This window comes from Pantoea sp. KPR_PJ (assembly GCF_041386365.1).
Lineage (GTDB): Bacteria > Pseudomonadota > Gammaproteobacteria > Enterobacterales > Enterobacteriaceae > Pantoea.
The window spans coordinates 80,182-102,294 of sequence record NZ_JABMIK010000006.1; the positions used below are offsets into that span (position 1 = coordinate 80,182).

At 56.6% G+C, this 22,113-nt stretch carries 20 protein-coding genes and 1 other RNA gene; 6 read left to right on the forward strand and 15 right to left on the reverse strand.

The window, feature by feature from the left end; all coding sequences use genetic code 11:
• Positions 1–2: 2 nt before the first annotated feature.
• On the reverse strand, positions 3–581 hold the full coding sequence (locus tag HP564_RS13940; protein WP_371243980.1) for a YecA family protein: 579 nt from the start codon (positions 579–581) through the stop codon (positions 3–5).
• A 170-nt stretch (positions 582–751) separates the two neighbouring features.
• Here HP564_RS13940 and zapA point away from each other — a divergent pair, with 170 nt between their 5' ends.
• From zapA to HP564_RS13955, 3 genes are all read left to right on the forward strand, one after another.
• Positions 752–1,081: a cell division protein ZapA gene (gene zapA, locus HP564_RS13945; protein ID WP_371243982.1), complete on the forward strand. Its 330-nt coding sequence runs from the start codon at positions 752–754 to the stop codon at positions 1,079–1,081.
• Positions 1,082–1,120: 39 nt separating this feature from the next.
• Positions 1,121–1,304: non-coding RNA, 6S RNA (gene ssrS / locus HP564_RS13950), on the forward strand.
• A gap of 75 nt (positions 1,305–1,379) precedes the next feature.
• The gene (locus HP564_RS13955) at positions 1,380–1,973 is read left to right on the forward strand and encodes a 5-formyltetrahydrofolate cyclo-ligase (protein WP_371243984.1); all 594 of its coding nucleotides are present in this window, start codon (positions 1,380–1,382) and stop codon (positions 1,971–1,973) included.
• A 77-nt stretch (positions 1,974–2,050) separates the two neighbouring features.
• Here HP564_RS13955 and serA read toward each other — a convergent pair whose 3' ends face one another.
• Together serA and rpiA are read right to left on the reverse strand one after the other, a co-directional pair.
• A complete protein-coding gene (gene serA / locus HP564_RS13960) occupies positions 2,051–3,289 on the reverse strand; it encodes a phosphoglycerate dehydrogenase (RefSeq protein WP_371243986.1) in 1,239 nt (412 codons plus the stop codon).
• Positions 3,290–3,569: 280 nt separating this feature from the next.
• Positions 3,570–4,229 carry a ribose-5-phosphate isomerase RpiA gene (gene rpiA, locus HP564_RS13965; RefSeq protein ID WP_371243988.1) on the reverse strand — a complete coding sequence of 220 codons (660 nt, stop codon included), beginning with the start codon at positions 4,227–4,229 and terminating at the stop codon, positions 3,570–3,572.
• 226 nt (positions 4,230–4,455) lie between these two features.
• On the opposite strand from rpiA, the gene HP564_RS13970 reads away from it, so the two are divergent.
• Entirely contained in the window at positions 4,456–5,361 is a 906-nt protein-coding gene (locus HP564_RS13970; protein ID WP_371243990.1) for a LysR family transcriptional regulator ArgP, read from the forward strand.
• Positions 5,362–5,427: 66 nt separating this feature from the next.
• Here the strand turns inward: HP564_RS13970 and HP564_RS13975 are convergent, their stop codons facing one another.
• The 6 genes from HP564_RS13975 to epd all read right to left on the reverse strand — a co-directional run bounded on the left by HP564_RS13975 (position 5,428) and on the right by epd (position 11,529).
• Positions 5,428–6,162, reverse strand: a complete 735-nt coding sequence (locus HP564_RS13975; protein ID WP_371243992.1) for an oxidative stress defense protein — start codon at positions 6,160–6,162, stop codon at positions 5,428–5,430.
• Positions 6,163–6,304: 142 nt separating this feature from the next.
• Positions 6,305–6,928 carry an arginine exporter ArgO gene (gene argO, locus HP564_RS13980; RefSeq protein ID WP_371243994.1) on the reverse strand — a complete coding sequence of 208 codons (624 nt, stop codon included), beginning with the start codon at positions 6,926–6,928 and terminating at the stop codon, positions 6,305–6,307.
• A gap of 125 nt (positions 6,929–7,053) precedes the next feature.
• On the reverse strand, positions 7,054–7,926 hold the full coding sequence (gene mscS, locus HP564_RS13985) for a small-conductance mechanosensitive channel MscS (RefSeq protein WP_371243996.1): 873 nt from the start codon (positions 7,924–7,926) through the stop codon (positions 7,054–7,056).
• A 187-nt stretch (positions 7,927–8,113) separates the two neighbouring features.
• On the reverse strand, positions 8,114–9,193 hold the full coding sequence (fbaA, locus tag HP564_RS13990; RefSeq protein ID WP_371243998.1) for a class II fructose-bisphosphate aldolase: 1,080 nt from the start codon (positions 9,191–9,193) through the stop codon (positions 8,114–8,116).
• 101 nt (positions 9,194–9,294) lie between these two features.
• Positions 9,295–10,458 carry a phosphoglycerate kinase gene (gene pgk / locus HP564_RS13995; RefSeq protein WP_371244000.1) on the reverse strand — a complete coding sequence of 388 codons (1,164 nt, stop codon included), beginning with the start codon at positions 10,456–10,458 and terminating at the stop codon, positions 9,295–9,297.
• Positions 10,459–10,509: 51 nt separating this feature from the next.
• Positions 10,510–11,529, reverse strand: a complete 1,020-nt coding sequence (gene epd, locus HP564_RS14000) for an erythrose-4-phosphate dehydrogenase (protein WP_371244001.1) — start codon at positions 11,527–11,529, stop codon at positions 10,510–10,512.
• 336 nt (positions 11,530–11,865) lie between these two features.
• Between epd and HP564_RS14005 the strand changes: the two genes are divergently transcribed.
• Entirely contained in the window at positions 11,866–12,558 is a 693-nt protein-coding gene (locus HP564_RS14005; RefSeq protein ID WP_371244002.1) for a polymer-forming cytoskeletal protein, read from the forward strand.
• A 44-nt stretch (positions 12,559–12,602) separates the two neighbouring features.
• Here the strand turns inward: HP564_RS14005 and tkt are convergent, their stop codons facing one another.
• Positions 12,603–14,594: a transketolase gene (gene tkt / locus HP564_RS14010; RefSeq protein WP_371244004.1), complete on the reverse strand. Its 1,992-nt coding sequence runs from the start codon at positions 14,592–14,594 to the stop codon at positions 12,603–12,605.
• Positions 14,595–14,866: 272 nt separating this feature from the next.
• On the opposite strand from tkt, the gene HP564_RS14015 reads away from it, so the two are divergent.
• A complete protein-coding gene (locus HP564_RS14015) occupies positions 14,867–15,625 on the forward strand; it encodes a M48 family metallopeptidase (RefSeq protein ID WP_371244005.1) in 759 nt (252 codons plus the stop codon).
• A gap of 41 nt (positions 15,626–15,666) precedes the next feature.
• Here HP564_RS14015 and HP564_RS14020 read toward each other — a convergent pair whose 3' ends face one another.
• From HP564_RS14020 to HP564_RS14040, 5 genes are all read right to left on the reverse strand, one after another.
• Entirely contained in the window at positions 15,667–16,074 is a 408-nt protein-coding gene (locus HP564_RS14020) for a YidB family protein (RefSeq protein WP_371244007.1), read from the reverse strand.
• Between the two features lie 52 nt (positions 16,075–16,126).
• Positions 16,127–17,047 carry an agmatinase gene (speB, locus tag HP564_RS14025; RefSeq protein WP_371244009.1) on the reverse strand — a complete coding sequence of 307 codons (921 nt, stop codon included), beginning with the start codon at positions 17,045–17,047 and terminating at the stop codon, positions 16,127–16,129.
• Positions 17,048–17,234: 187 nt separating this feature from the next.
• Positions 17,235–18,455, reverse strand: coding sequence for an HlyD family type I secretion periplasmic adaptor subunit (locus tag HP564_RS14030; RefSeq protein ID WP_371244011.1), 1,221 nt, complete (start codon positions 18,453–18,455; stop codon positions 17,235–17,237).
• Positions 18,452–20,632: a type I secretion system permease/ATPase gene (locus tag HP564_RS14035; protein ID WP_371244013.1), complete on the reverse strand. Its 2,181-nt coding sequence runs from the start codon at positions 20,630–20,632 to the stop codon at positions 18,452–18,454. The genes HP564_RS14030 and HP564_RS14035 overlap by 4 nt, the downstream gene beginning before the upstream one ends.
• Complete coding sequence (locus tag HP564_RS14040; RefSeq protein ID WP_371244015.1) at positions 20,629–22,080, reverse strand: TolC family outer membrane protein; 1,452 nt, start codon at positions 22,078–22,080, stop codon at positions 20,629–20,631. The genes HP564_RS14035 and HP564_RS14040 overlap by 4 nt, the downstream gene beginning before the upstream one ends.
• Positions 22,081–22,113 lie beyond the last annotated feature (33 nt).

Consider the following 22,113-nt stretch of genomic DNA (forward strand, 5'->3'; position numbering starts at 1 on the left):
GCTTAGTGTAGCGTGGGTTTTTTCACTTCAGGAGCCGTCGGCTGAGGGCGATTGAAGGTGTCATGGCACAGCAGCGCCGCAACGCGCACATATTCAATCACCTCTTCCAGCGACTGCTCCAGCTCATCCTGATCTTCATCTTCGTCGTAGCCGAGCTGAGCAATAGTGCGCAGATCGTCAATTGCTTCGCCGGTTTCGCCAGTGACTTTATCCAGTTTAGGCTGCGTCACGCCCAGGCCGAGCAGAAAATGGTTCACCCACCCTGCCAGCGCATCGGCACGATCGAAAACGGTGATGTCTTCGTCATCTGGCAGCATAAGCTGAAACATAAATCCTTCATCTTCCAGCGTGTTAGCTGTGCTTTCGTGCAGTGCCTGAAGAGGCTGAGCCAGGCCTTGCGAAAACGCCATACCTTCGTTGGTGAGATCGTGCACCAGCGTTTTCCAGCTGTTGTCCTGATTGCCGCCGCACAGAATACCGCTAATCAGGCCATGCATTTCTGCTGGGGTCATCCCTACGCCCTGCTGAGAGAGCGCCGAAGCCAGCGCATTGTAATTGGGAGTTGCGTTCTGTAAAGACATAAGGATTCGTCGTCGTTGGCAGAATAAGTTCGTGTTATGCTACCACTAGCTGCCTCAAGGTTTCCAGAAAAGGGGTTGTAACTTATTTCGCGGGTCTATATAGTTGCCCGCCTCCCAGGGCATTGACAGCAAAGGGAGCTGCGGGCGAAGTAAACAGTCAGGAAGGTGGCATGTCTGCACAACCGGTAGATATACAAATTTTTGGTCGTTCATTGAGAGTGAATTGTCCGCCTGAACAGCAAGATGCGCTGAATATGGCTGCCGAGGATCTCAATCAGCGGTTGCAAGATTTAAAAGTTCGCACTAGAGTCACAAATACCGAGCAACTGGTGTTCATCGCCGCGTTAAACATCTGCCATGAGCTGGCACAAGAGAAAGTGAAAACGCGCGATTATGCTGCTAATATGGAACAACGCATCCGTATGCTGCAGCAGACCATAGAACAGGCTCTTGTTGAGCAAGGTCGCATAACTGACCGACCAGGTGCGAAGTTCGAATAATACTTTATGGTTGCTGTGATACAGTAACGGTGAAGTCCATTTTCTCTGAGATGTTTGCAAGCGGGCCAGTCCCCTGAGCCGATATTTCATACCAACAGAGTGTGGCGCTCTGTAACCTGTGAGCATGCTCGGTCCGTCCGAGAAGCCTGATGGTTGCGACGGCACATTCACCTTGAACCAAGGGTTCAAGGGTTACAGCCTGCGGCGGCATCTCGGAGATCTCTCTACCTTTTCTATCTGTTCTTCCCCGCACTGAATGATATAGTTGCTCAAACAGCAACTTGTCTGCGGGGTTCTTATGTCCCAGCCCTCCCCTCTCGATCGACACTCTGTTCGCCAGCACGTGCGCCATCTGCGCCGCGCCCTGACGTCGGAACAGCAGGAACAGGCCGCCGATCGTCTGGCGGAACACGCGGTTAATTTTGCTCCCCTTGCCAGCGCCGAGCATGTTGCGCTGTTTCTCTCAGTGGATGGCGAACTCAACACGCGCCCGCTGATTGCCAGGCTCTGGCAGCAGAAAAAGCAGCTCTATCTGCCCGTGCTGCACCCTTTCGCTTCAGGACATCTCCTTTTCCTGCGCTTTACACCTGACACGCCACTGGCGCTCAACAAGCTACGTATCCCTGAACCACCGCTCGATATTCGCCAGATGATTACGCTGGACAGACTGGATGTGATGATGGTGCCGCTGGTGGCGTTTGATGCAACCGGACAACGACTGGGTATGGGCGGCGGCTTTTATGACCGCACCCTGCAGAACTGGCGGCAGCACGGTTTTTTACCGGTTGGCCTGGCGCACGACTGTCAGCAGGTGGATCGTCTGCCCGCGGCTGAATGGGATGTGCCTTTACCTGCGGTGCTGACACCGTCCCGCCTGTGGCAGTGGGAGTAGCGGAAAAAGCTAAGGTGCGGAACAGTGTGACCGCCTGCGCGGATGCAGCAGGCGGCACATCATTATCTCGGGCTCAGTTAGTAGAGCAGACGGGCGCGGATGGTGCCCGGGATCGCTTTCATCAGCTGCAGTGCTTTATCTGCCAGATCCTGCGGCGCATCAATATCGATAACCACGTAGCCCATCAGCGGTGAGGTTTGCAGGAACTGTGCAGCAATGTTGATACCCTGCTCAGCGAAGATCTGGTTAATCGCCGTCAGAATGCCCGGACGGTTTTCATGAATGTGCAGCAAGCGGCTGGCGCTGGCACCATGCATCGGTAGCGACACTTCCGGGAAGTTGACTGCCGACAGCGTGGAGCCGTTGTCAGAATATTTTGCCAGCTTGCCCGCCACCTCAATACCAATGTTCTCCTGGGCTTCCTGGGTAGAGCCACCGATGTGCGGCGTCAAAATCACGTTATCAAACTCACACAGCGGCGAATTGAACGGATCGGTATTGGTCGCCGGTTCCACCGGGAAAACGTCGATTGCGGCACCCGACAGGTGTTTACTCGCCAGCGCATCGCACAGCGCCGGGATCTCAACGACGGTGCCGCGTGAGGCGTTGATCAGCAGCGCGCCCTTCTTCATCTGCGCCAGTTCCTGAGCACCAATCATATCCTGAGTGGACGGGGTTTCCGGCACGTGCAGGCTCACGACGTCACTCATATTGAGCAGATCGGCAAGATGACGCACCTGCGTGGCGTTGCCCAGCGGCAGCTTGTTTTCGATGTCATAGAAATAGACGTGCATACCCAGGCTTTCAGCCAGTACGCCAAGCTGCATACCGATATGGCCGTAGCCCACGATGCCCAGCTTTTTACCGCGTGCCTCAAAAGAGCCGACGGCATTTTTGTTCCAGATACCGCGATGCGCTTTGGCGTTCGCCTCAGGAATGCCGCGCAGCATCAGCAACATCTCACCGATGACCAGCTCAGCAACCGAACGGGTATTGGAGAACGGGGCGTTAAAGACCGGAATGCCGCGCGTGGCCGCCGCGTTAAGGTCAACCTGATTGGTGCCGATGCAGAAGCAGCCTACGGCAACCAGTTTCTCGGCTGCGGCAAAGATCTCTTCGGTCAGTTGGGTGCGGGAGCGGATGCCGATAAAGTGCGCATCGCGAATGGAGGATTTCAGCGCGTCGGCATCCAGCGCACCTTTGTGGAATTCGATATTGGTATAACCCGCCGCACGCAGGTTCTCAAGCGCACTCTGATGTACGCCCTCCACCAGCAGGAACTTAATCTTGTCTTTATCCAGTGATACCTTTGCCATTTCCCCGACCCTATTGTGATTTCAACAATGGCCGCCATAAGCGTGCCTTCTGTCAAAATATCAAAAATTACGCCTGCGGCAAGACAACCGTTTGCGGTGCTGGCAGCACGGGGCAGCCTGAGCCCAGCACATTGCCACAGAAAATCGGGAGCTGAGGGACGAACAAAGGATGAACTTGCTGCAGATAACGGTTATGTGACATAAGTCACCGAATTTAGCCGTAGTCAGAAAAGATGTTTTCTGCCAGGAAATAACCGGCGCGCCAGACGCGCCGGACAGATCATTTTTCGATGGTTTTTACGCCGTCTGGCGTGCCAATCAGGGCGATATCCGCACCGCGCGTAGCAAAAAGCCCCACGGTGACAACACCTGGCAGCGCATTGATGGTTTTCTCCATCGCAACCGGATCGAGAATACGCAGGTTGTGCACATCGAGAATGATATTGCCGTTATCGGTGACGACGTGCTGACGGTACTCTGGCAGACCGCCCAGCTTTACCAGTTCACGGGCAACGTAAGCGCGCGCCATCGGGATAACTTCAACCGGCAGCGGGAAACCTCCCAGCACATCGACTTCCTTAGATGCGTCAGCGATACAGATAAACTTGTCCGCAACCGCCGCCACGATTTTCTCGCGCGTCAGGGCTGCACCGCCGCCTTTGATCATCTGCATCTGCGGGTTGATCTCATCCGCGCCATCAACATAGATCGCCAGATCGTCGATCTCATTAAGATCGAAAACCGGAATGCCCAGCTCTTTTAGCTTTAACGTTGAGGCTTCCGAGCTGGAGACCGCACCTTCAATCTGATGTTTCATGGTGGCAAGCGCATCAATAAAGTGCGCGGCGGTGGAACCGGTGCCGACGCCGACAACGGTGCCCGGCTGCACATATTTCAGTGCAGCCCAGCCTACGGCTTTTTTCAGTTCATCCTGGGTCATGGTATGTTTAAAACCTGTGCGACAACGAAGTGGGCGTAGTATAAAGCAACGCTTGCCGAATGTGCGCGGCTGTTTCGGCTGGAATTATCGCTTTGGAAGCCAGCCCGCAAAAACGGCCGGTGCTGCTGCGTTTCTGCGGCGCGCTCTGCGGAAAAATCGGTGCGAAACGCGTCGGATGTAATTTTTGTGGCATAGTAACGCCCATCCTGAAGGAGAGAAAACAACAATGAAACGCCCCGATTATCGAACGCTTCAGGCGCTGGACGCAGTGATTCGCGAACGCGGTTTTGAGCGCGCCGCACAGAAGTTATGTATTACCCAGTCAGCTGTATCCCAGCGCATAAAGCAGCTGGAAAACCTCTTTGGCCAGCCGCTGCTGGTGCGTACCGTACCGCCGCGCCCCACCGAACAGGGGCAGAAACTGCTGGCGTTGCTGCATCAGGTTGAGCTGCTGGAAGAGGAGTGGCTGAGCGACGAAAATGGCGGTACGACGCCCCTGTTACTGTCGCTGGCGGTTAACGCCGACAGTCTGGCGACCTGGCTGCTGCCTGCGTTGAAAGATGTGCTGGCAGATTCGCCAGTACGCCTCAATTTGCAGGTTGAGGATGAAACCCGTACTCAGGAGCGTTTACGCCGTGGCGAAGTGGTAGGTGCAGTCAGTATTCAGCCGCAGCCGCTGCCGAGCTGCCTGGTGGATCAGCTTGGCGCACTCGACTATCTCTTTGTCGCTTCGCCTGAGTTCGCAGCGCGCTATTTCCCTAACGGCGTCACGCGTTCGGCGCTACTGAAAGCGCCAGCGGTCGCCTTCGACCATCTTGACGATATGCATCAGGCTTTCCTGCAGCAGAATTTCGACCTTTCGCCGGGCAGTGTGCCTTGCCATATCGTTAACTCGTCAGAAGCCTTTGTGCAGCTGGCGCGACAGGGATCCACCTGCTGCATGATCCCGCATCTGCAAATTGAGCGTGAATTAGCGGCTGGTGAGCTGCTGGATCTGACGCCAGGCCTGTGCCAGCGCCGCATGCTTTACTGGCACCGCTTTGCGCCGGAAAGCCGCCTGATGCGCCGCGTCACCGATGCGTTAATTTCTCACGGCCATCGCGTGCTGCGCCAGGATACGCTGGCAGCCTGATCAGCAGGCGGCCAGATAGCGGGAACAGACCCGCCATAAAAAAAGGGCGCCAGGCGCCCCTTATTCTTACTGCGCAGGTGTATTCGGCTTGAGGTCGAAGACCACATCCACCTGATCGTCAAAATGAATACTTTGCTGCTCATAGGTCTGCTGCGCGGACGTGTCCGCAGACTGCGCCGTCGCTTTATACATGCGCGCCATCGGCATGGGCTGATAGTTCGCAACGTGATAGCGAATGCTGTAAACAGAGCCAAGTTTAGCGTCAAAGCCTTCCGCCAGCGCCGCCGCCTGCTGCCTGGCATTGTCAATCGCAGCCTTCAGCGCCTGCGCCTTGTAGCTATCCGGATTCGTCACGCCCAGCTCCACCGAGCGAATCTCGTTCAGGCCGCTCTTCAGCGCACCGTCCAGTAATTCGTTCAGCTTATCCAGCTGGCGCAGCGTGACCTGCACCTGGCGAACCGCCCGGTAGCCCTTCAGCACCGATTTGCCCTCTTTGGTGTAGTCATACTCCGGCTGGGTGCTGAGATTAGCGGCATCGATATCTTTTTTCTCAATGCCGTTTTTCTGCAGGAAATCAAAATACTGGGCAACGCGATCGTCAGCCTGTTTTTTAGCATCCGCCGCGTCTTTTGATGAGACATTGACCACAATAGAGAGCGTGGCGATATCCGGTCGCGCATCAACGGTTGCCTGGCCCGACGTTACCACATGCGGGCCGTTCGGTAGCTCACCCGCCAGGGCGCTGAATGGCAGCGCCGATGCGCTCATCATGGCGACCAGCGCCAGTGCTTTCAGTTTCACGAAAGTCCTCCTTGAAGTCTCTGTTTTGCTGCGGCATCAAAGACGCAAGCTTGAACGCAATAGTGTGCATTGCTCAGAGCGTTTTATACCGTAAAAGTTCGTACTTTGCTTATCCTGTTCTGCTGCTTTCAGACAATTCAAATCAGATATTCGCTATCCCCTGCCGTGCCAGCTGACTGGCGATGATCCACATTACGGCACCGACCAGCAGATTAATCACCCGCTGCGCCCTGGCCGTACGCAGGCGAGGCGACAGCCAGGCTGCCATCACAGCCAGCCCAAAGAACCAGATCACTGACGCGCTGATGGTGCCCAGAGCAAACCAGTGGCGCGCCGTCTGGGTGGGAAGCTGACCGCCCAGGCTGCCCAGCACCACGAAGGTATCAATATAGACATGCGGATTGAGCCAGGTGACCGCCAGCATTGTGGCGACAATCCGCCATCGGCTCTGCTTTAGCTCACTGCCGGTTGCCAGATCGACCTGGCCGCTAAAAGCCGTGCGCAGGGCGTTCCAGCCATACCACAGCAGAAAAACAACGCCAGCCCAGGTAATAAGCATCAGCAGCAGCGGTGACTGATGGAGCAAGGTGCTGCCACCGAAAATACCGCCACAGATGAGGGCAATATCGCTCAGGGTACAGAGCGACGCCGTCATCAGATGGTATTGACGCCTGACGCCCTGATTCATGACAAACGCATTCTGCGGTCCCAGCGGCAGAATAAGCGAGGCCCCAAGAGCAAGCCCTTGTAAATATATGGATAACACGGGATTTTCCTTACATCGGTGTGATGCAGGCAGTATAGTGAAGCGAGATTATTAGCGGAAATGCAAAGATTTAATCGGGCATTAGAGCGGGTAATACAGGCGGCACGAACGCCGCCCGACAGAGATTACTGCGCCTTCACTTCTGTTTCAGGCTGCCTGACGCGATGCAGATGCACATCCATCTGCGGATAGGGGATACCGATACCCTTCGCATCCAGCGCACGCTTAAAGTTTTTCAGCAGATCCCAGTAGACGTTTTGCAGGTCACCGCTGTTGCTCCAGCAGCGCACCACAAAGTTCATTGATGAAGCTGCCAGCTCGTTAAGGCCAACCTGCACGCCTCTGTCCTGCAGAACGCGCGAATCGTTTTTAACCACCTCTTCCAGCAACGCAATGACCTCATCAACATCCGCATCATAGGCAACGCCAATAATAAACTCATTACGGCGCACGGGCTCACGCGAGAAGTTAACAATGTTGCCGGTAATGATTTTGCCGTTCGGCACTACAACCATTTTACCGTCCGCGCTTTTTAGCGTGGTGGAAAAAATCTGTACGTTAATCACCGTGCCCATGATACCGCCCAGGTCAACAAACTCGCCGGCACGAAAGTGGCGGAAAATCACCAGCAGCACCCCGGCAGCCAGGTTAGAGAGCGAGTCTTTTAACGCCAGGCCTACGGCCAGACCGGCGGCACCCAGAATGGCAATCACTGAGGTGGTCTGTACGCCGATACGGCCCAGCGCGGCGATAAGCGTAAAGGCGATGATGCCATAGCGAACCAGCGCAGACAGAAAGTCCGCCACGGTAGGATCGATATGGCGCGAGCGCAACAGACGGTTTGCCGCATTGGCAACAATGCGCGCAATCATCAGGCCAATCAGCAGAATGACAACCGCCGCCACAATGTTGACGGTATAGCTGATCAGCAACTCCTGATTGCGGACAATCCAGTTGCCCGCATTATTGAGGTCGTCGACCACGTTCAAATGTTCCATTTACTTACCCTGTTGAGAAATTTCCCTAAGGAAAAGACAAAACATTGTCAGACACCTTCCGACAATCCCTTACAAGAGGGTAAACAAAAACAGGCCAGCTGCCAAATCAGCCTTGAATTTCCTTACATTTCGCCAGCAAAATGCAAAAAAAAAGGCCCCTCAGGGCCTTTTTGCAGCATAAAGCCGCTTACAGACGATCGATAGCATTCAGCTCTTTGAAAGCCTGCTCCAGGCGCACGACCATTGAGGCCTGTGCAGAGCGCAGCCAGACGCGCGGATCGTAGTATTTCTTGTTCGGGCTGTCCGCACCCTGTGGGTTACCAAGCTGGCCTTGCAGATACTCTTCGTTCTTTTTGTAGTACTGCAGGATGCCGTCCCAGGTTGCCCATTGAGTATCGGTATCGATGTTCATCTTGATCACGCCGTAGCTGATAGACTCTTCGATTTCAGCGGCAGAAGAACCGGAACCGCCGTGGAAAACGAAGTCCAGCGCGTTGTGCGGCAGGCCATGTTTTTCACAGACGTACTTCTGCGAATCGCGCAGAATGGTCGGTGTCAGTTTAACGTTACCCGGCTTGTAAACACCGTGTACGTTACCGAAAGAGGCAGCGATAGTGAAGCGCTTGCTTACTTTGCTCAGTTCGGTGTAAGCATAATCCACGTCTTCTGGCTGGCTGTAGAGTGCAGACGCGTCAACATGACTATTGTCCACGCCATCTTCTTCACCGCCGGTCACACCCAGTTCAATTTCCAGCGTCATGCCCAGCTTGTCCATACGCGCCAGGTATTTGCTGCAAATCTCGATATTCTCTTCCAGCGACTCTTCTGACAGGTCAATCATGTGAGAAGAGAACAGCGGCTTGCCGGTTTTCTTGAAGTGCTCTTCACCCGCATCCAGCAGACCATCGATCCACGGCAGCAGTTTCTTCGCACAGTGGTCGGTATGCAGGATCACCGGCACGCCATACTGCTCAGCCATCAGGTGAACGTGCTGAGCCCCTGAGATGGCACCGAAAATGGCTGCGCCCTGCGGCTTGTCGGTTTTGAAACCTTTGCCTGCGATAAAGGCTGCACCGCCGTTAGAGAACTGAACGATAACCGGTGCTTTTACTTTCGCAGCGGCTTCCAGCACGGCGTTGATTGAGTCAGTGCCGACGCAGTTTACCGCTGGCAGTGCGAACTTGTTCTCTTTCGCGACCTGGAAGATCTTCTGAACGTCATCACCAGTGACAACGCCGGGTTTAACGAAATCAAAAATTTTAGACATGATTGTGTCCTGTTTCGTGACCGACTATCCCATAAGGGACAGCGCTTTAAACGCCCTAGGGGCAAGTCTTCAGGCGACGCATCAGCGTCGCCCCCAAAGGATTACTGCTTAGCACGCTCTTCCAGCATGGCAACCGCAGGCAGTTTTTTGCCTTCTACGAACTCAAGGAACGCGCCGCCACCGGTCGAGATGTAAGAGATTTTGTCTTCGATGCCGAACAGGTCGATAGCCGCCAGGGTATCGCCGCCGCCAGCCACAGAGAACGCTTCGCTGTCAGCAATCGCGTTCGCCACGATCTCGGTGCCCTTGCGGAAGTTCGGGAACTCAAATACGCCGACCGGGCCGTTCCACAGAATGGTTTTCGCTTCTTTAAGAATCTTCGCCATGTTCTGTGCAGTTTCATCGCCGAAGTCCATAATCTCTTCGTTATCCGCCACTTCGGAAACCTTTTTCACGGTTGCCGGGGCAGTTTCAGAGAATTCCGTGCCAACGCGTGAGTCGGTTGGAACCGGAATACCGTACTGATCGCGCAGGCCTTTTGCTGCATCAACGAAGTCGGGTTCGTAGAGTGATTTACCCACCTTGTTGTCAATCGCTACGAAGGTATTTGCAATGCCGCCGCCCACAATCACGGTGTCCGCGATTTTCACCAGCGACTGCAGCACGTCAAATTTGGTTGAAACTTTGGAACCGCCAACCACAGCGACCAGCGGACGCTCCGGATTGCTCATCACTTTGCCCAGCGCATCCAGCTCAGCAGACAGCAGTGGGCCCGCGCAGGCGATCGGCGCGAATTTACCTACGCCGTGAGTAGACGCTTGTGCGCGGTGCGCCGTACCGAACGCATCCATGACAAATACGTCGCACAGTGCCGCATATTTTTTCGACAGCGCCTCGTCGTCTTTCTTCTCGCCTTTGTTAAAGCGAACGTTTTCCAGCACGACCAGCTCACCTGCGCCAACCTCAACGCCGTCGAGGTAATCTTTTGCCAGGGTAACACGGGTACCGTTCAGTTTTTCTTTCAGATAGTTAACAACAGGCAGCAGGGAGAACTCTTCGTTATATTCACCTTCGGTCGGACGACCCAGGTGAGAGGTGACCATCACTTTTGCGCCCTGTTTCAACGCCGATTCGATGGTAGGCAGAGAAGCACGAATACGTGCGTCTGACGTCACTTTCCCTTCTTTCACTGGTACGTTGAGATCGGCACGGATCAGAACGCGCTTACCAGCCAGATCCAAATCGGACATCTTAATTACAGACATGGTGAACCCTCTCGTTGATTCTCATAAGTTTTGCCAGACGCAAACCGCGCCTTACCTGAAACCGCTTGCGGCCATCGCTAACGTCGTGTCGATCATTCGGTTAGCAAAGCCCCATTCGTTGTCGCACCAGACCAGGGTCTTGATCAGGTGCTGACCGCTGACCCGCGTTTGGGTGCCGTCCACAATGGCACTGTGCGGATCGTGGTTAAAATCTACTGAGACTAACGGTAATTCCGTATAGTCAACTATACCACGAAATGCCCCCTCTGACGCTTTTCGCAGCAGGGCGTTGACCTGCGCAGCTCTTACCGGCTCCCGCACCGAGACGCTCAAATCGATGGCGGTGACGTTAATTGTTGGCACGCGCACCGCAATCGCTTCAAAGCGATCGTTAAATTTCGGAAAAATGCGGGTAATGCCAGCGGCAAGTTTGGTATCGACCGGAATGATCGACTGGCTGGCTGCGCGCGTGCGGCGCAGATCGCTGTGGTAGGCGTCAATTACCTGCTGATCGTGCATCGCTGAATGAATCGTTGTGACCGTTCCTGACTCAATACCAAAGGCGTCGTCCAGCAGCTTGATCACCGGAATAATGCAGTTTGTCGTGCAGGAGGCGTTAGAAACAATCCGGTCAGTTTGTTTAAGAGCCTGCTCGTTGACGCCAAATACCACGGTGGCGTCCAGGTCGCTGCCGCCAGGATGAGAAAACAGCACCTTCTTTGCGCCCGCCTGCAAATGGGCTTCGCCATCGGCTCGGCTGCCGTAGACGCCCGTGCAGTCGAGCACCACATCGACATTGAGCTCACGCCATGGCAGCATCCCAATATCGGCATGGTGCAGAATACGCAGAGTGTCATCGCCGACAAAGAGCAGATCGCGTTCCTGACGTACGTCAAAAGCGAAACGGCCATGGCTGGTGTCATATTTTAGCAGATGCGCCATACCCGCTGCTTCTGCCAGCTCATTGATCGCCACAATGGTTATTTCTGCCCGTCGGCCGGTTTCATAAAGCGCACGCAGCACGTTGCGTCCAATACGCCCAAATCCATTTATGGCAATGCGAACCGTCATATCACCCCGCAGTTAAATTCAGCGCAAAATCGGAGCGTAAGCCTGAGCCAGACGTTAGCGTTTGTACAGGAAATTATTGTACTTTTGCCGGGTCACGTTGGCTAAAAAAAGCCGCTACAGCGCCTACTGAAACGGTTCAGCTACAATAATGAGAACGGGTAATAATTGGAATGCGTCAGATCAAATGAGAATCCAAAAATCCGACTTCGATCACACTAAAAAGTTAAATATGAATATAAAACGACCGTCGGACGCGGCTTCGTTTAACCGCGTAACGGGAAAGTTTGCCGCTCAACCGAATAGCGGTAACCGACGCTTCCTTATGACAAACAATCTATGAATTACAACCTGCTTTGGTATCTCTGGTTTATCTGGTCTTTCGCGTTGGTAATTTATCTGCTGGGCTGGAGCCTTACGCTGACGCTTGTACGTCAGTATCGCGGGCTGCTGCTGGCGCTGGGCTTAGCGCTTATCGCCGGGGCCGCTTTCAGGGGAGTACAATTCAATAAAGGAATAACGATGTTTAAACGCAAAGAGAACAGTTTGCACTCTGGATACGGTGAAACAGCAAACGCAGCTGCTGCACGCCCACCAGAAGAGGACTTTGAGGAAAGCGTCTCTGTCGCCACGGTAGTCAAAACGACGGTGGACACCACGACCACTATTCCGGAAACCTGCACCATCACGGGGGAAATTGATGCGGAAGGCGACGTCCACATTAATGGCTGCGTGACGGGTAAAATTAATGCCCGTAAAACGGTATTTGTTCAAAAACATGGCCGCGTGGACGGTGAGATCTATGCGCAGCGCATAGAGATAAGTGGAGAGCTAAAAGGACTGGGTCGCAGCCGCGAAGTGGCTGTCAACGCCGAAGGCTTTATGGATGGCACCGTTGAGTGCGAATCTCTGGCCGTTCATCACCAGGGCCGCTTTTATGGCTCTTCCAAGCCGTGGCAGGAAGAGAAAACTGACCAGGTGAAAATACCCGGCCAGGAGTTCCAGCTGCATAAAGCGCTGTTACCGCAGTAGTCTTCAGGGGTCGCCTGCCCTTTCAGACAGGCGACCCGCATCGCTTACAGCACCGCTTTCGCCTGGGCGACAACGTTATCCACGGTAAAGCCAAACACTTCAAACAGCTTCTCAGCCGGCGCAGATTCGCCGAAAGTGGTCATGCCGACCACCGCGCCGTGCAGGCCGGTGTAGCGCTGCCAGTAGTCAGCAATACCCGCTTCGATAGCGACGCGTGCACCGATGGCTTTCGGCAGTACTGCTTCGCGATAAGCCGCATCCTGCTTGTCGAAGGCGTCGGTAGAAGGCATAGAGACGACGCGCGCCTGGATGCCTTCGCTGCTCAGCTTGTCCCAGGCCGCTACCGCCAGCTCAACTTCAGAACCGGTTGCGATCAGGATCACCTGCGGCTGGCCGTCACACTCTTTCAGAATGTAGCCACCACGCGCAATGTTGGCCAGCTGCTCCGGCGTGCGCTCCTGCTGCGCCAGGTTCTGGCGAGAGAAGATCAGCGCGCTTGGGCCATCTTTACGCTCGATAGCGTACTTCCACGCTACCGCTGACTCAACCTGATCGCACGGACGCCAGGTGCTCATGTTCGGTGTGGTACGCAGGCTGGCCAGCTGCTCGACCGGCTGGTGCGTCGGGCCATCTTCGCCGAGACCGATAGAGTCGTGGGTGTAGACCATGATCTGACGGATCTTCATCAGCGCCGCCATACGCGCCGCGTTGCGCGCATACTCAACGAACATCAGGAAGGTCGCGGTGTAAGGCAGGAAGCCGCCGTGTAGCGCAATACCGTTCGCGATGGCGGTCATACCGAACTCGCGCACGCCGTAGTGAATATAGTTACCCGCCGCGTCGACGTTGACTGGCTTAGAGCCGGACCACATGGTCAGGTTGCTCGGCGCCAGGTCGGCGGAGCCGCCCAGGTATTCTGGCAGCAGCTTGCCGAACGCTTCGATGGCGTTCTGCGAGGCTTTACGGCTGGCGATTTTTGCCGGGTTCGCCTGCAGCTGCTCAATAAATTTCTGCGACTCTTCCTGCCAGTTAGCCGGCAGTTCGTTGCTGACGCGGCGTTTAAACTCGGCCGCCAGCTCCGGGAAAGCCTGCGCATAGGCAGCGAATTTCTCGTCCCACTTCGCCTCTTTTGCCTTGCCCGCTTCTTTAGCGTCCCACTCGGCGTAGATCTCAGACGGGATAACAAACGGCGCGTGTTCCCAGCCCAGCTGTTTGCGCGTCAGCGCCACTTCGTCATCGCCCAGCGGTGCGCCGTGCGAATCATGGGTGCCCGCTTTGTTTGGCGAACCGAAGCCGATAACGGTTTTGCACATCAGCAGTGAAGGCTTGTCGCTTACGGCTTTCGCCTCTTCAATCGCTTTGGCAATCGCGTCGGCATCGTGACCGTCTACGCCACGCACCACGTGCCAGCCGTAGGATTCGAAGCGCTTCGCCGTGTCGTCAGTAAACCAGCCGTCGATATGACCGTCGATAGAGATGCCGTTATCGTCGTAGAACGCGACCAGCTTGCCCAGCTTCAGCGTGCCAGCCAGCGAGCAGACTTCGTGCGAGATCCCTTCCATCATGCAGCCGTCGCCCATAAACACATAGGTGTTGTGATCGACGATCTCATGGCCCGGGCGGTTGAACTGCGCGGCGAGCGTGCGCTCGGCGATAGCAAAGCCAACGGCGTTAGCGATACCCTGGCCCAGCGGGCCGGTGGTGGTTTCAACGCCTGGGGTATAGCCGTATTCCGGGTGACCTGGAGTTTTTGAGTGCAGCTGACGGAAGTTCTGCAGTTCGCCCATCGGCAGATCGTAGCCGGTGAGGTGCAGCAGGCTGTAAATCAGCATGGAGCCGTGGCCGTTGGAGAGCACGAAGCGGTCACGGTCGGCCCACAGCGGATTCGTCGGGTTATGGTTCAGGTAGCCACGCCACAGTACTTCGGCAATATCTGCCATACCCATCGGGGCCCCCGGATGTCCCGATTTGGCTTTCTGTACTGCATCCATACTTAACGCGCGAATGGCGTTGGCAAGCTCTTTACGAGAGGGCATTTTCTACTCCAGGTCGGATGAATGATTCACCTTCTTAACTCATTGTTATTAATGATTTATCAGGCAAAACAAGGAAAAAGTCGCTGATCAATGTACATGAAAATCGGGGCAAAAGTACATGCTGTGCCGTGCTAAATCTCGCCGCTCCGTCTGGCATTTACGGTTATGTCTGCTAGCGAAGTTCGCTGTCGCACGCTATAACCCTTTCGTTAGGGTGCCTGACCTTTTTTCAGGTGCCTGTTTTTCTTACCTTGTTACTCACGGGATTTACTATGAAGATTCAGACAGGAATCGTGGCAATCGGTCTTGCGGCGCTGCTCAGCGGTTGCCAGGGAATGGACAACAATGCGCTGCTGCAGTCAGGCGCGCAGGCTTTTCAGGCCTATACCCTCAACGATGCTCAGGTGAAACAACTAAGCGATCAATCCTGCGCGCAGATGGACAAAGAGAACCAGCTTGCGCCTGCTGACAGCACCTACCAGCAGCGTCTGAACAAAATTGCGGCCGCGCTGGGCGACAACATCAACGGCACCCCAGCCAACTACAAGGTCTACCTGACCAAAGATGTTAATGCCTGGGCGATGGCGAACGGCTGTATCCGCGTTTACAGCGGCCTGATGGATATGATGGACGACAACGAAGTGGAAGGTGTGCTGGGCCATGAGATGGGACACGTCGCGCTGGGCCATACGCGCAAAGCGATGCAGGTCGCCTTTGGCACCACCGCCGCGCGCACTGCGGCCTCGTCGGTTGGCGGCATTATTGGCTCGCTGTCGCAGTCGCAGCTGGGTGATATGGGCGAACAGCTGGTTAACGCACAGTTCTCGCAAACCCAGGAGTCGCAGGCAGATGACTACTCCTACGATCTTCTGAAAAAGCGCGGCATTAACCCCATGGGACTGGCAACCAGCTTCGAAAAGCTGGCGAAAATGCAGCAGGGTCAACAGAGCAGCCTGTTTGACTCCCATCCTGACTCCGCAGCGCGAGCGCAGCATATTCGCGAGCGCATTGCGGCAGACAGCGGAAAATAAGCGGATGCGCGCTGTAATGGTACAGTGCGCATCATCCTGGTTTAACGCTTGAACAGCTGATCGACCATTGAGCCTAAATCAAATGGCTTGTTTTGCACTGCCTGCGCGTCAACTTCGCCCTGCGGTGAAAGGCGATCGATCAGATGCGGCAGCAGATCGGCCAGCGTGCCGGAAGCGCCGTTGATGTCGGTGCCCAGCTTCTGCGCCAGCGACTGCAGCGCCTCTTCTCCAAACGCTGACTTGATTTCGCCACCGCTCACCGACTGGTTGCTGCCATTGCCGATCCATGAGGCTAAAATCTCGCCCAGGCCGCCCTGCTGGAACTTATTCAGCAGCACTTCCACACCGCCCTGCTCCTGCACCCAGTTCCAGACCGCCTCCAGCTCGCCCAGCGTATTACGTCCGTTACCGTTGCCTAACGCGCCAACAAGTTGATCGAGTAATCCCATGATGTTCTCCTGATGTAATAAAAGGGCGCATCGCGCGCCCTGTGATGATGTTTTAGCCCTTATTCGCTGCCTGAACGTGCAGCATATCCAGCGCCAGCGTTGCCGCCGCCAGCGAAGTCAGATCGGCATGATCGTACCCTGGTGCGACCTCAACCAGGTCCATACCAACGATGTTTAGCCCCTGTAGCCCACGCACCAGTTTGGTCGCTTTATCGGTGGTCAGGCCGCCAATAACCGGCGTGCCGGTGCCAGGCGCGTGCGCCGGATCCAGACAGTCGATGTCAAACGTCAGGTAGACCGGCAGATCGCCGACGGTGCGCTTCACTTCGGCCAGGATATCGTCCACGCTGCGATCGTTAACCTGCGCCGCATCCAGAACGTTAAAACCCAGGCTCTTATCGAACTCGGTACGGATACCGATCTGCACGGAGTGCTGCGGATCGATTAGCCCCTCTTGCGGCGCGGTAAAGAACATAGTGCCGTGATCGAACGTCGGCCCGTTAGAATAGGTGTCGGTGTGGGCATCAAAATGGACCAGCGCCAGCTTGCCAAAATGTTTTGCATGGGCGCGCAGCAGCGGCAGCGTCACGTAATGATCGCCGCCAAAGGTCAGCATGCGTTTGCCGTTCGCCAGCAATTTTTCCGCGTGTGCCTGGAGCTTGTCGGAGAGATCCTGCGAGTCGCCAAAGGCGTAAACCAGATCGCCACAGTCCACCACGTTCAGGCGCTGACGCAGGTCGAAATCCCAGGGCCAGCGGCAGCCTTCCCAGGCCAGGTTGGTGGAGATCTGGCGGATGGCGCCTGGCCCTAAGCGGCTGCCCGGCCGGCCTGAGGTAGCAGCGTCAAAAGGCACGCCGGTGATCACCCACTCGGCGTCGCTGTCGTAAGGCTGGAAGTTCACCGGAAAACGCATAAAACCGAAGGCGTTGGAGACCAGCGAATTGTCGTACTGATTGCCCAGGGTATTGTACATAACTCATCCTCTCTGCCGCATGGCACGAAGTTACAGGGGGGTAATAACGCAATAAAAAAAATCCCCTCCGCGTCGTTAAGCCCGACGAGGAAGGGATCTCTGCGTTGCTGCATTTTAAGCAATTATTGCGAAGAACGCCGCGCGCTGCAATCCATACGGCAACAGATTGCCGGTTGTTGAGCCTGCATTAACGCTCACGCAGCGCCTCTTTCGCGCGGTTAAACGGTTTAATCAGGTAATCCATTACGGTTTTTTCACCGGTTTTGATATCTACCGTCGAAACCATGCCCGGGCTGATAGAGAAGCGGCGTCCCGCTTTGTTCTGCACATAGTCGGTATCAGTGCGAATAAAGACGCGGTAGTAGTAAATTTCCGGCTTCACCTCATCCTGAATGGTATCAGGCGAGATACTCTCGACGACGCCTTGCAGACCGCCATAAATGGCGTAGTCGTAGGCGGAAATCTTCACCAGCGCCTTTTGCCCCGGATGAATAAAGGCAATATCGCGCGGCGACAGGCGCGCTTCAATCAGCAGGCGATCGTCTATCGGCACGATGTTCATCAGTTCCCCGTTCGGTGGGATAACGCCGCCGACGGTGGTCACCTTGATATTTTTAACGATGCCGCGCATTGGCGAACGCAGCGTCAGGCGGCTCACGGTATCCTCACGCCCCTTCACCGTCTGCGCCAGGCTATCGGCTTCCGCCGACGCCTTCGCCAGATCCTCGCGCGCCTGCACATAGTACTGCGAGCGCATGTCGGTCAGCTTTAGCTCCAGATCGGACTTATCGCGCTGAAGCCGCAGCACCTCGACGCTGCTGGCCGCGCCGGTTTTCGCCAGCCGCTGGGTAATCGCCAGCTCGCGGTTCGCCAGGCCAAGCGACGCCTGGATCTGCGCGCTGGAGTCTTTTAGCTGGGCACGCCGGGTGGTGTAGAGCCGGGTTTCTGAGGCGATAAGATCGGGAAACGCCTTTAGCTCATCAGGGAAGCTCAACGGCCGATCGTTCACTTCAGCGTAGAGGCGCGCGCTGGCCGCCAGCGCAGCCCGGTAGCGCGCCGCACTTTCACCGACGCTGGAGACCGATCGCGTGGGATCAAGCTTTGCCACGATCTCACCCGCCTGTACCCGATCCCCTTCGTGCACGTTCAGCTCGGCGAGGATCCCGCCCTCCAGCGAGCTGAGAACCTGATCGCGCGAGCTGGGGATCACTTTGCCGGTGCCGGTCGAGACCTCATCAAGCACGCCAAACCACGCCCAGACCAGCCCGGCCAGCAGCAGAAAGGCGCTGATAACAATCAGGCGCACCGCCCCGGTATAGTAGCTTTCCGAATGCAGATCGCCGTTAAGATCGTCGGAGGTTTCCCTTTCCGGTGCGACCAGCCGCAGCTTTGTTGACAGCTCACTCATGCCTGATCCTCCGGACGGTTCAGCGCCGCACGTCCCGGCGGCAAGGCGCTCTCTTTCGGGCTGTCCATAACCAGCTGCCCCTCTTTCAGTACCAGCACGCGATCCACTAACGCCAGGATCGCCGCGCGGTGCGTGGCGACAATCAGCGTGCGGCCATTCAGCCACTGCCCGAGCCGTTCGATAAACTCTTTTTCGGTATGATCGTCCAGCGAGGCGGTGGGTTCATCCAGCAGTACAATATTGGGATCGCGCAGCAGCATGCGCGCCAGCAGCAGCGACTGCCGCTGGCCGCCGGAAAGCCCTACGCCCCCCTCCATCACCGGATGATCGAGGCCCAGCGGCAGCCGGCGGATAAAGTCTGCGCCTCCGCTTACCGTCAGCGCGGCGAAGATCGCCTCGTCGCTGGCATGTGCCGCCCCCATAGTCAGGTTTTCACGCAGGGTGCCGTGGAACAGACGCGCATTCTGCGTCATTAAGCCTACGTTGCGCCGCACGTCCGCCAGATCGATATGCGGCAGGCTCAGGTTGTCGAGGCGCAGCTCGCCACCCACCAGATCCATTCCGCCGATCATCGCCTGTAGCAGCGTTGATTTACCCGATCCGTTACGACCCAGCACGGCCACGCGCTCCCCAGGTTTAATGGTCAGACTCTTAATCCGCAGCGCGATGGTGGTGGAATCGCTGTAGTAGCGAAACATCGCCTCGCTAAACTGATAGTGGCCGAACAGCACCGGCGCATGAATGCGGGTTTCATCTTTGCTGTTCTCAACCGGCAGCGCCATCAGCGCGTCCAGACTGGTTTTCGCTGCCTTGACCTGCTGCCAGCGCGCCAGCACGCCGCACAGGGTGCCCATTGGCGCAATCATGCGCGAGGAGAGCAGCGAGGCGGCGACAATCGCACCGGTAGTGATATCGCCATTGATGACCATCGGCGCGCCGATGACGATAACGCTGGCGTAGACCAGCCCCTGCACCGTTACACCCCAGCTGATCAGCGAATGCATCACTTTGCGCATTTCCACGCCAGACTGCGCGGTGATGCGGATATAGCTGTTCCACTGTTGCAGGAAGCGATCCTCTGCCTGCATCAGCTTGATATCCTCCAGCCCCTGCACGCTCTCAACCAGCACCGCATTGCGAAGCGTTGACTCCTTGAGCGCCTGGTGCGCCAGCTTCGCCAGCGTTTTTTGCTTGAGCAGGCCGGGCAGGATCATCAGGATCACCGCGACTGGCGCAATCCACGCCAGCTGCGGTGCAATGATCGCCATCACCAGCAGGAACAGCAGGAAAAACGGCATATCGACAATAGAGGTGACCGTGGTCGAGGTCACCATTTCGCGGATGGCCTCCAGCTCCCGAAGCTGGGAAATAAAGGTGCCGGTGGAGCGCGGAACGGCGCTGTTGCGCAGCCGTAGCGCGTGACCAAACACCCGATCTGATACACGCATATCGGCGCGTTTGCCAAGTAGATCGGTGACGTGATCGCGCCCGACGCGCAGGATATAGGTAAAGATGACCGAGATGATGACTCCGCCGTAGAGCACGTAGAGCGTGGGATAGGATTGCGCCGGAATCACCCGATCGTAGACCTGCATCGAGAAAATAATGCCCACCAGCGCCAGCAGGTTGATCAGAAAAGATCCCAGCATCACATAGCCGTAAGGCCGCAGATCGCGCAGCACAAGGCGACGCAGCCAGTCAGGCTTAATGGTTTCCAGATAGCGATCGACGCGGCTGTCTTTCGCCGCCGTAAGCGGACGAAAGGCGGCGGCGAAGCGGATATCCGGCAGCAGCGCCGCCAGCGACAGCGGGGTCGGCTGCTCGTCGCCGCTGAAGTGCACCCGCACCTCATCCTCGCCGTCAAAGCTGACAAGTACGCCAACCTGCCCGTCCGTCAGCTCTACCGCCAGCGGCAGACGCCAGTGGTTGATCTCCCACTTTTTCTCTTCATAAAGCTGCAACGAGAGACCGGCCTGTCGCGCCAGGTGGCGCAGCGCCTTGTCACGCGTCTGTTTACCCTGCCACTCGCTGGCGGCAAGGATCATGCCGGGGGAACAGGGCAGCCGGTAGTGAGCGGCGATCAGGATAATGGCTGTCGCCCAGCCCTGGAGCGGCACCCCGCTGTCGGCCCGTTCAGGTTTGCCCGCGGGTGAATCTGGAAGCTGCATTTGCGTCATGGCTGGATCTCCACGGACTGGATCCGCTGATTGTTCAGGGCGAACGCCGAGCGCATATGCCCGGTGCTGTAAAGGCAGTCGAGCTGTAGCGACCGTAGCTGGCTGATAGTCTGTTGAAGCGTGAAGCGCGTCTGGAACACTTCCTGTTCCGCGTTGAGCACATCAAGCAGCGGGCGGGTACCGAGTTGCAGGTATTGATCCTGGTAAAGCTCCTGCGTCTTCTCGCCGAGCCGCTGCTGCCGCGCCTGAATTGCCAGGCTGAGCGCCAGGCTCTGCGACTCGCTCTGCGACTCGGTCAGCTGCTGGCGCGCCTTTAGCCGCGCCGAGTTCATCGCGGCGTTGGCGGCGTTGACCGCGCTCGCCGCGGCGTCACGACTGGCGGTCAGGCCGCCGCCCTGATAGAGCGGCATTTCCACTTTAACCCAGGCGGAATATTGCGTGCGATCGACCGTCTGGCTGTTGGCGTAGTGGTCATTAAGATAGTGCGTTACCTGCGGTTCCAGCGAGATGGTGGGCAGCATCTGTGCATTGGCGTTATCGAGCTTCGCCTGTGCCTGGTTCGCCTGCGCCCAGGCGGCAAGCACCGCCGGAATAAGCCGATCGTCCGCCTTTGACGTCTCACAGGAGCGCATCAGACTGGCTGGAAAATCGTCACTGACCTGCTTCACGTTCGGCCAGCCAAGGTAAGTTGCCAGCGTGGCGCGCCAGCGATCCAGACTCGCCTGATACTGGGTGAGCATGGTGCGTGCCCCTTCGATACGGGCGTCGGTTTGGGTCGCGTCGGAGAGCGAGGCCGCCCCTTCATCGTTGCGCTGGCGGGCGAGATCGCCAATTTTCATCAGCGCCGTGAGCTGCTGGCGGGCGATTTTCACCAGCTGCTGATAGCCCTGCACCTGAATCAGCGCGGCGGCCGTGTCGTGCGCCACGGTATCAATACTCACCAGCACGTTGGCCTGCTGCTGGGCTACGCCCGCTTCGGCGGAGCGTACGGAACTGCTGACCTTGCCAAAGTCGTACAGCATCTGAGAAACCGACAGCACAAATGAAGGGCTGAATCCCTTCTCGCTGTAGGCATTGCTGTAGCCGTTGTTCATACCGGCGCTGATTTGTGGATAGTATTTGGCTTTCGCCACGTCAACCTGGCTGGCCTGTTCCAGCAGCTTTCCCACCGCCTCGGCAATATCGGGATGCCACTGAATCGCACGCTGCACCGCCTGACTCACGGTCAGCGTGTCTGGCACGTTCGCCAGCGCGGGTTCCGCACTGGCCCCGGTCAGAGAAGGAAGGTCCTGCTGCTGCGCCAGGCCGGTTGCGTTGATCTGGCGGGCCGTTTGCATGACGTCGCTGGCGGCCGCCAGAGGAGAAGTTGTCAATAAAGCGATGCCAGCACAGAGAACGCTGAGCGTAAAAGAACCGCGATATGTTGCGCTTAAATGCATCCGATCCATCGTATTCCACTCGTCAGTTAGAGAAAGGGGCGC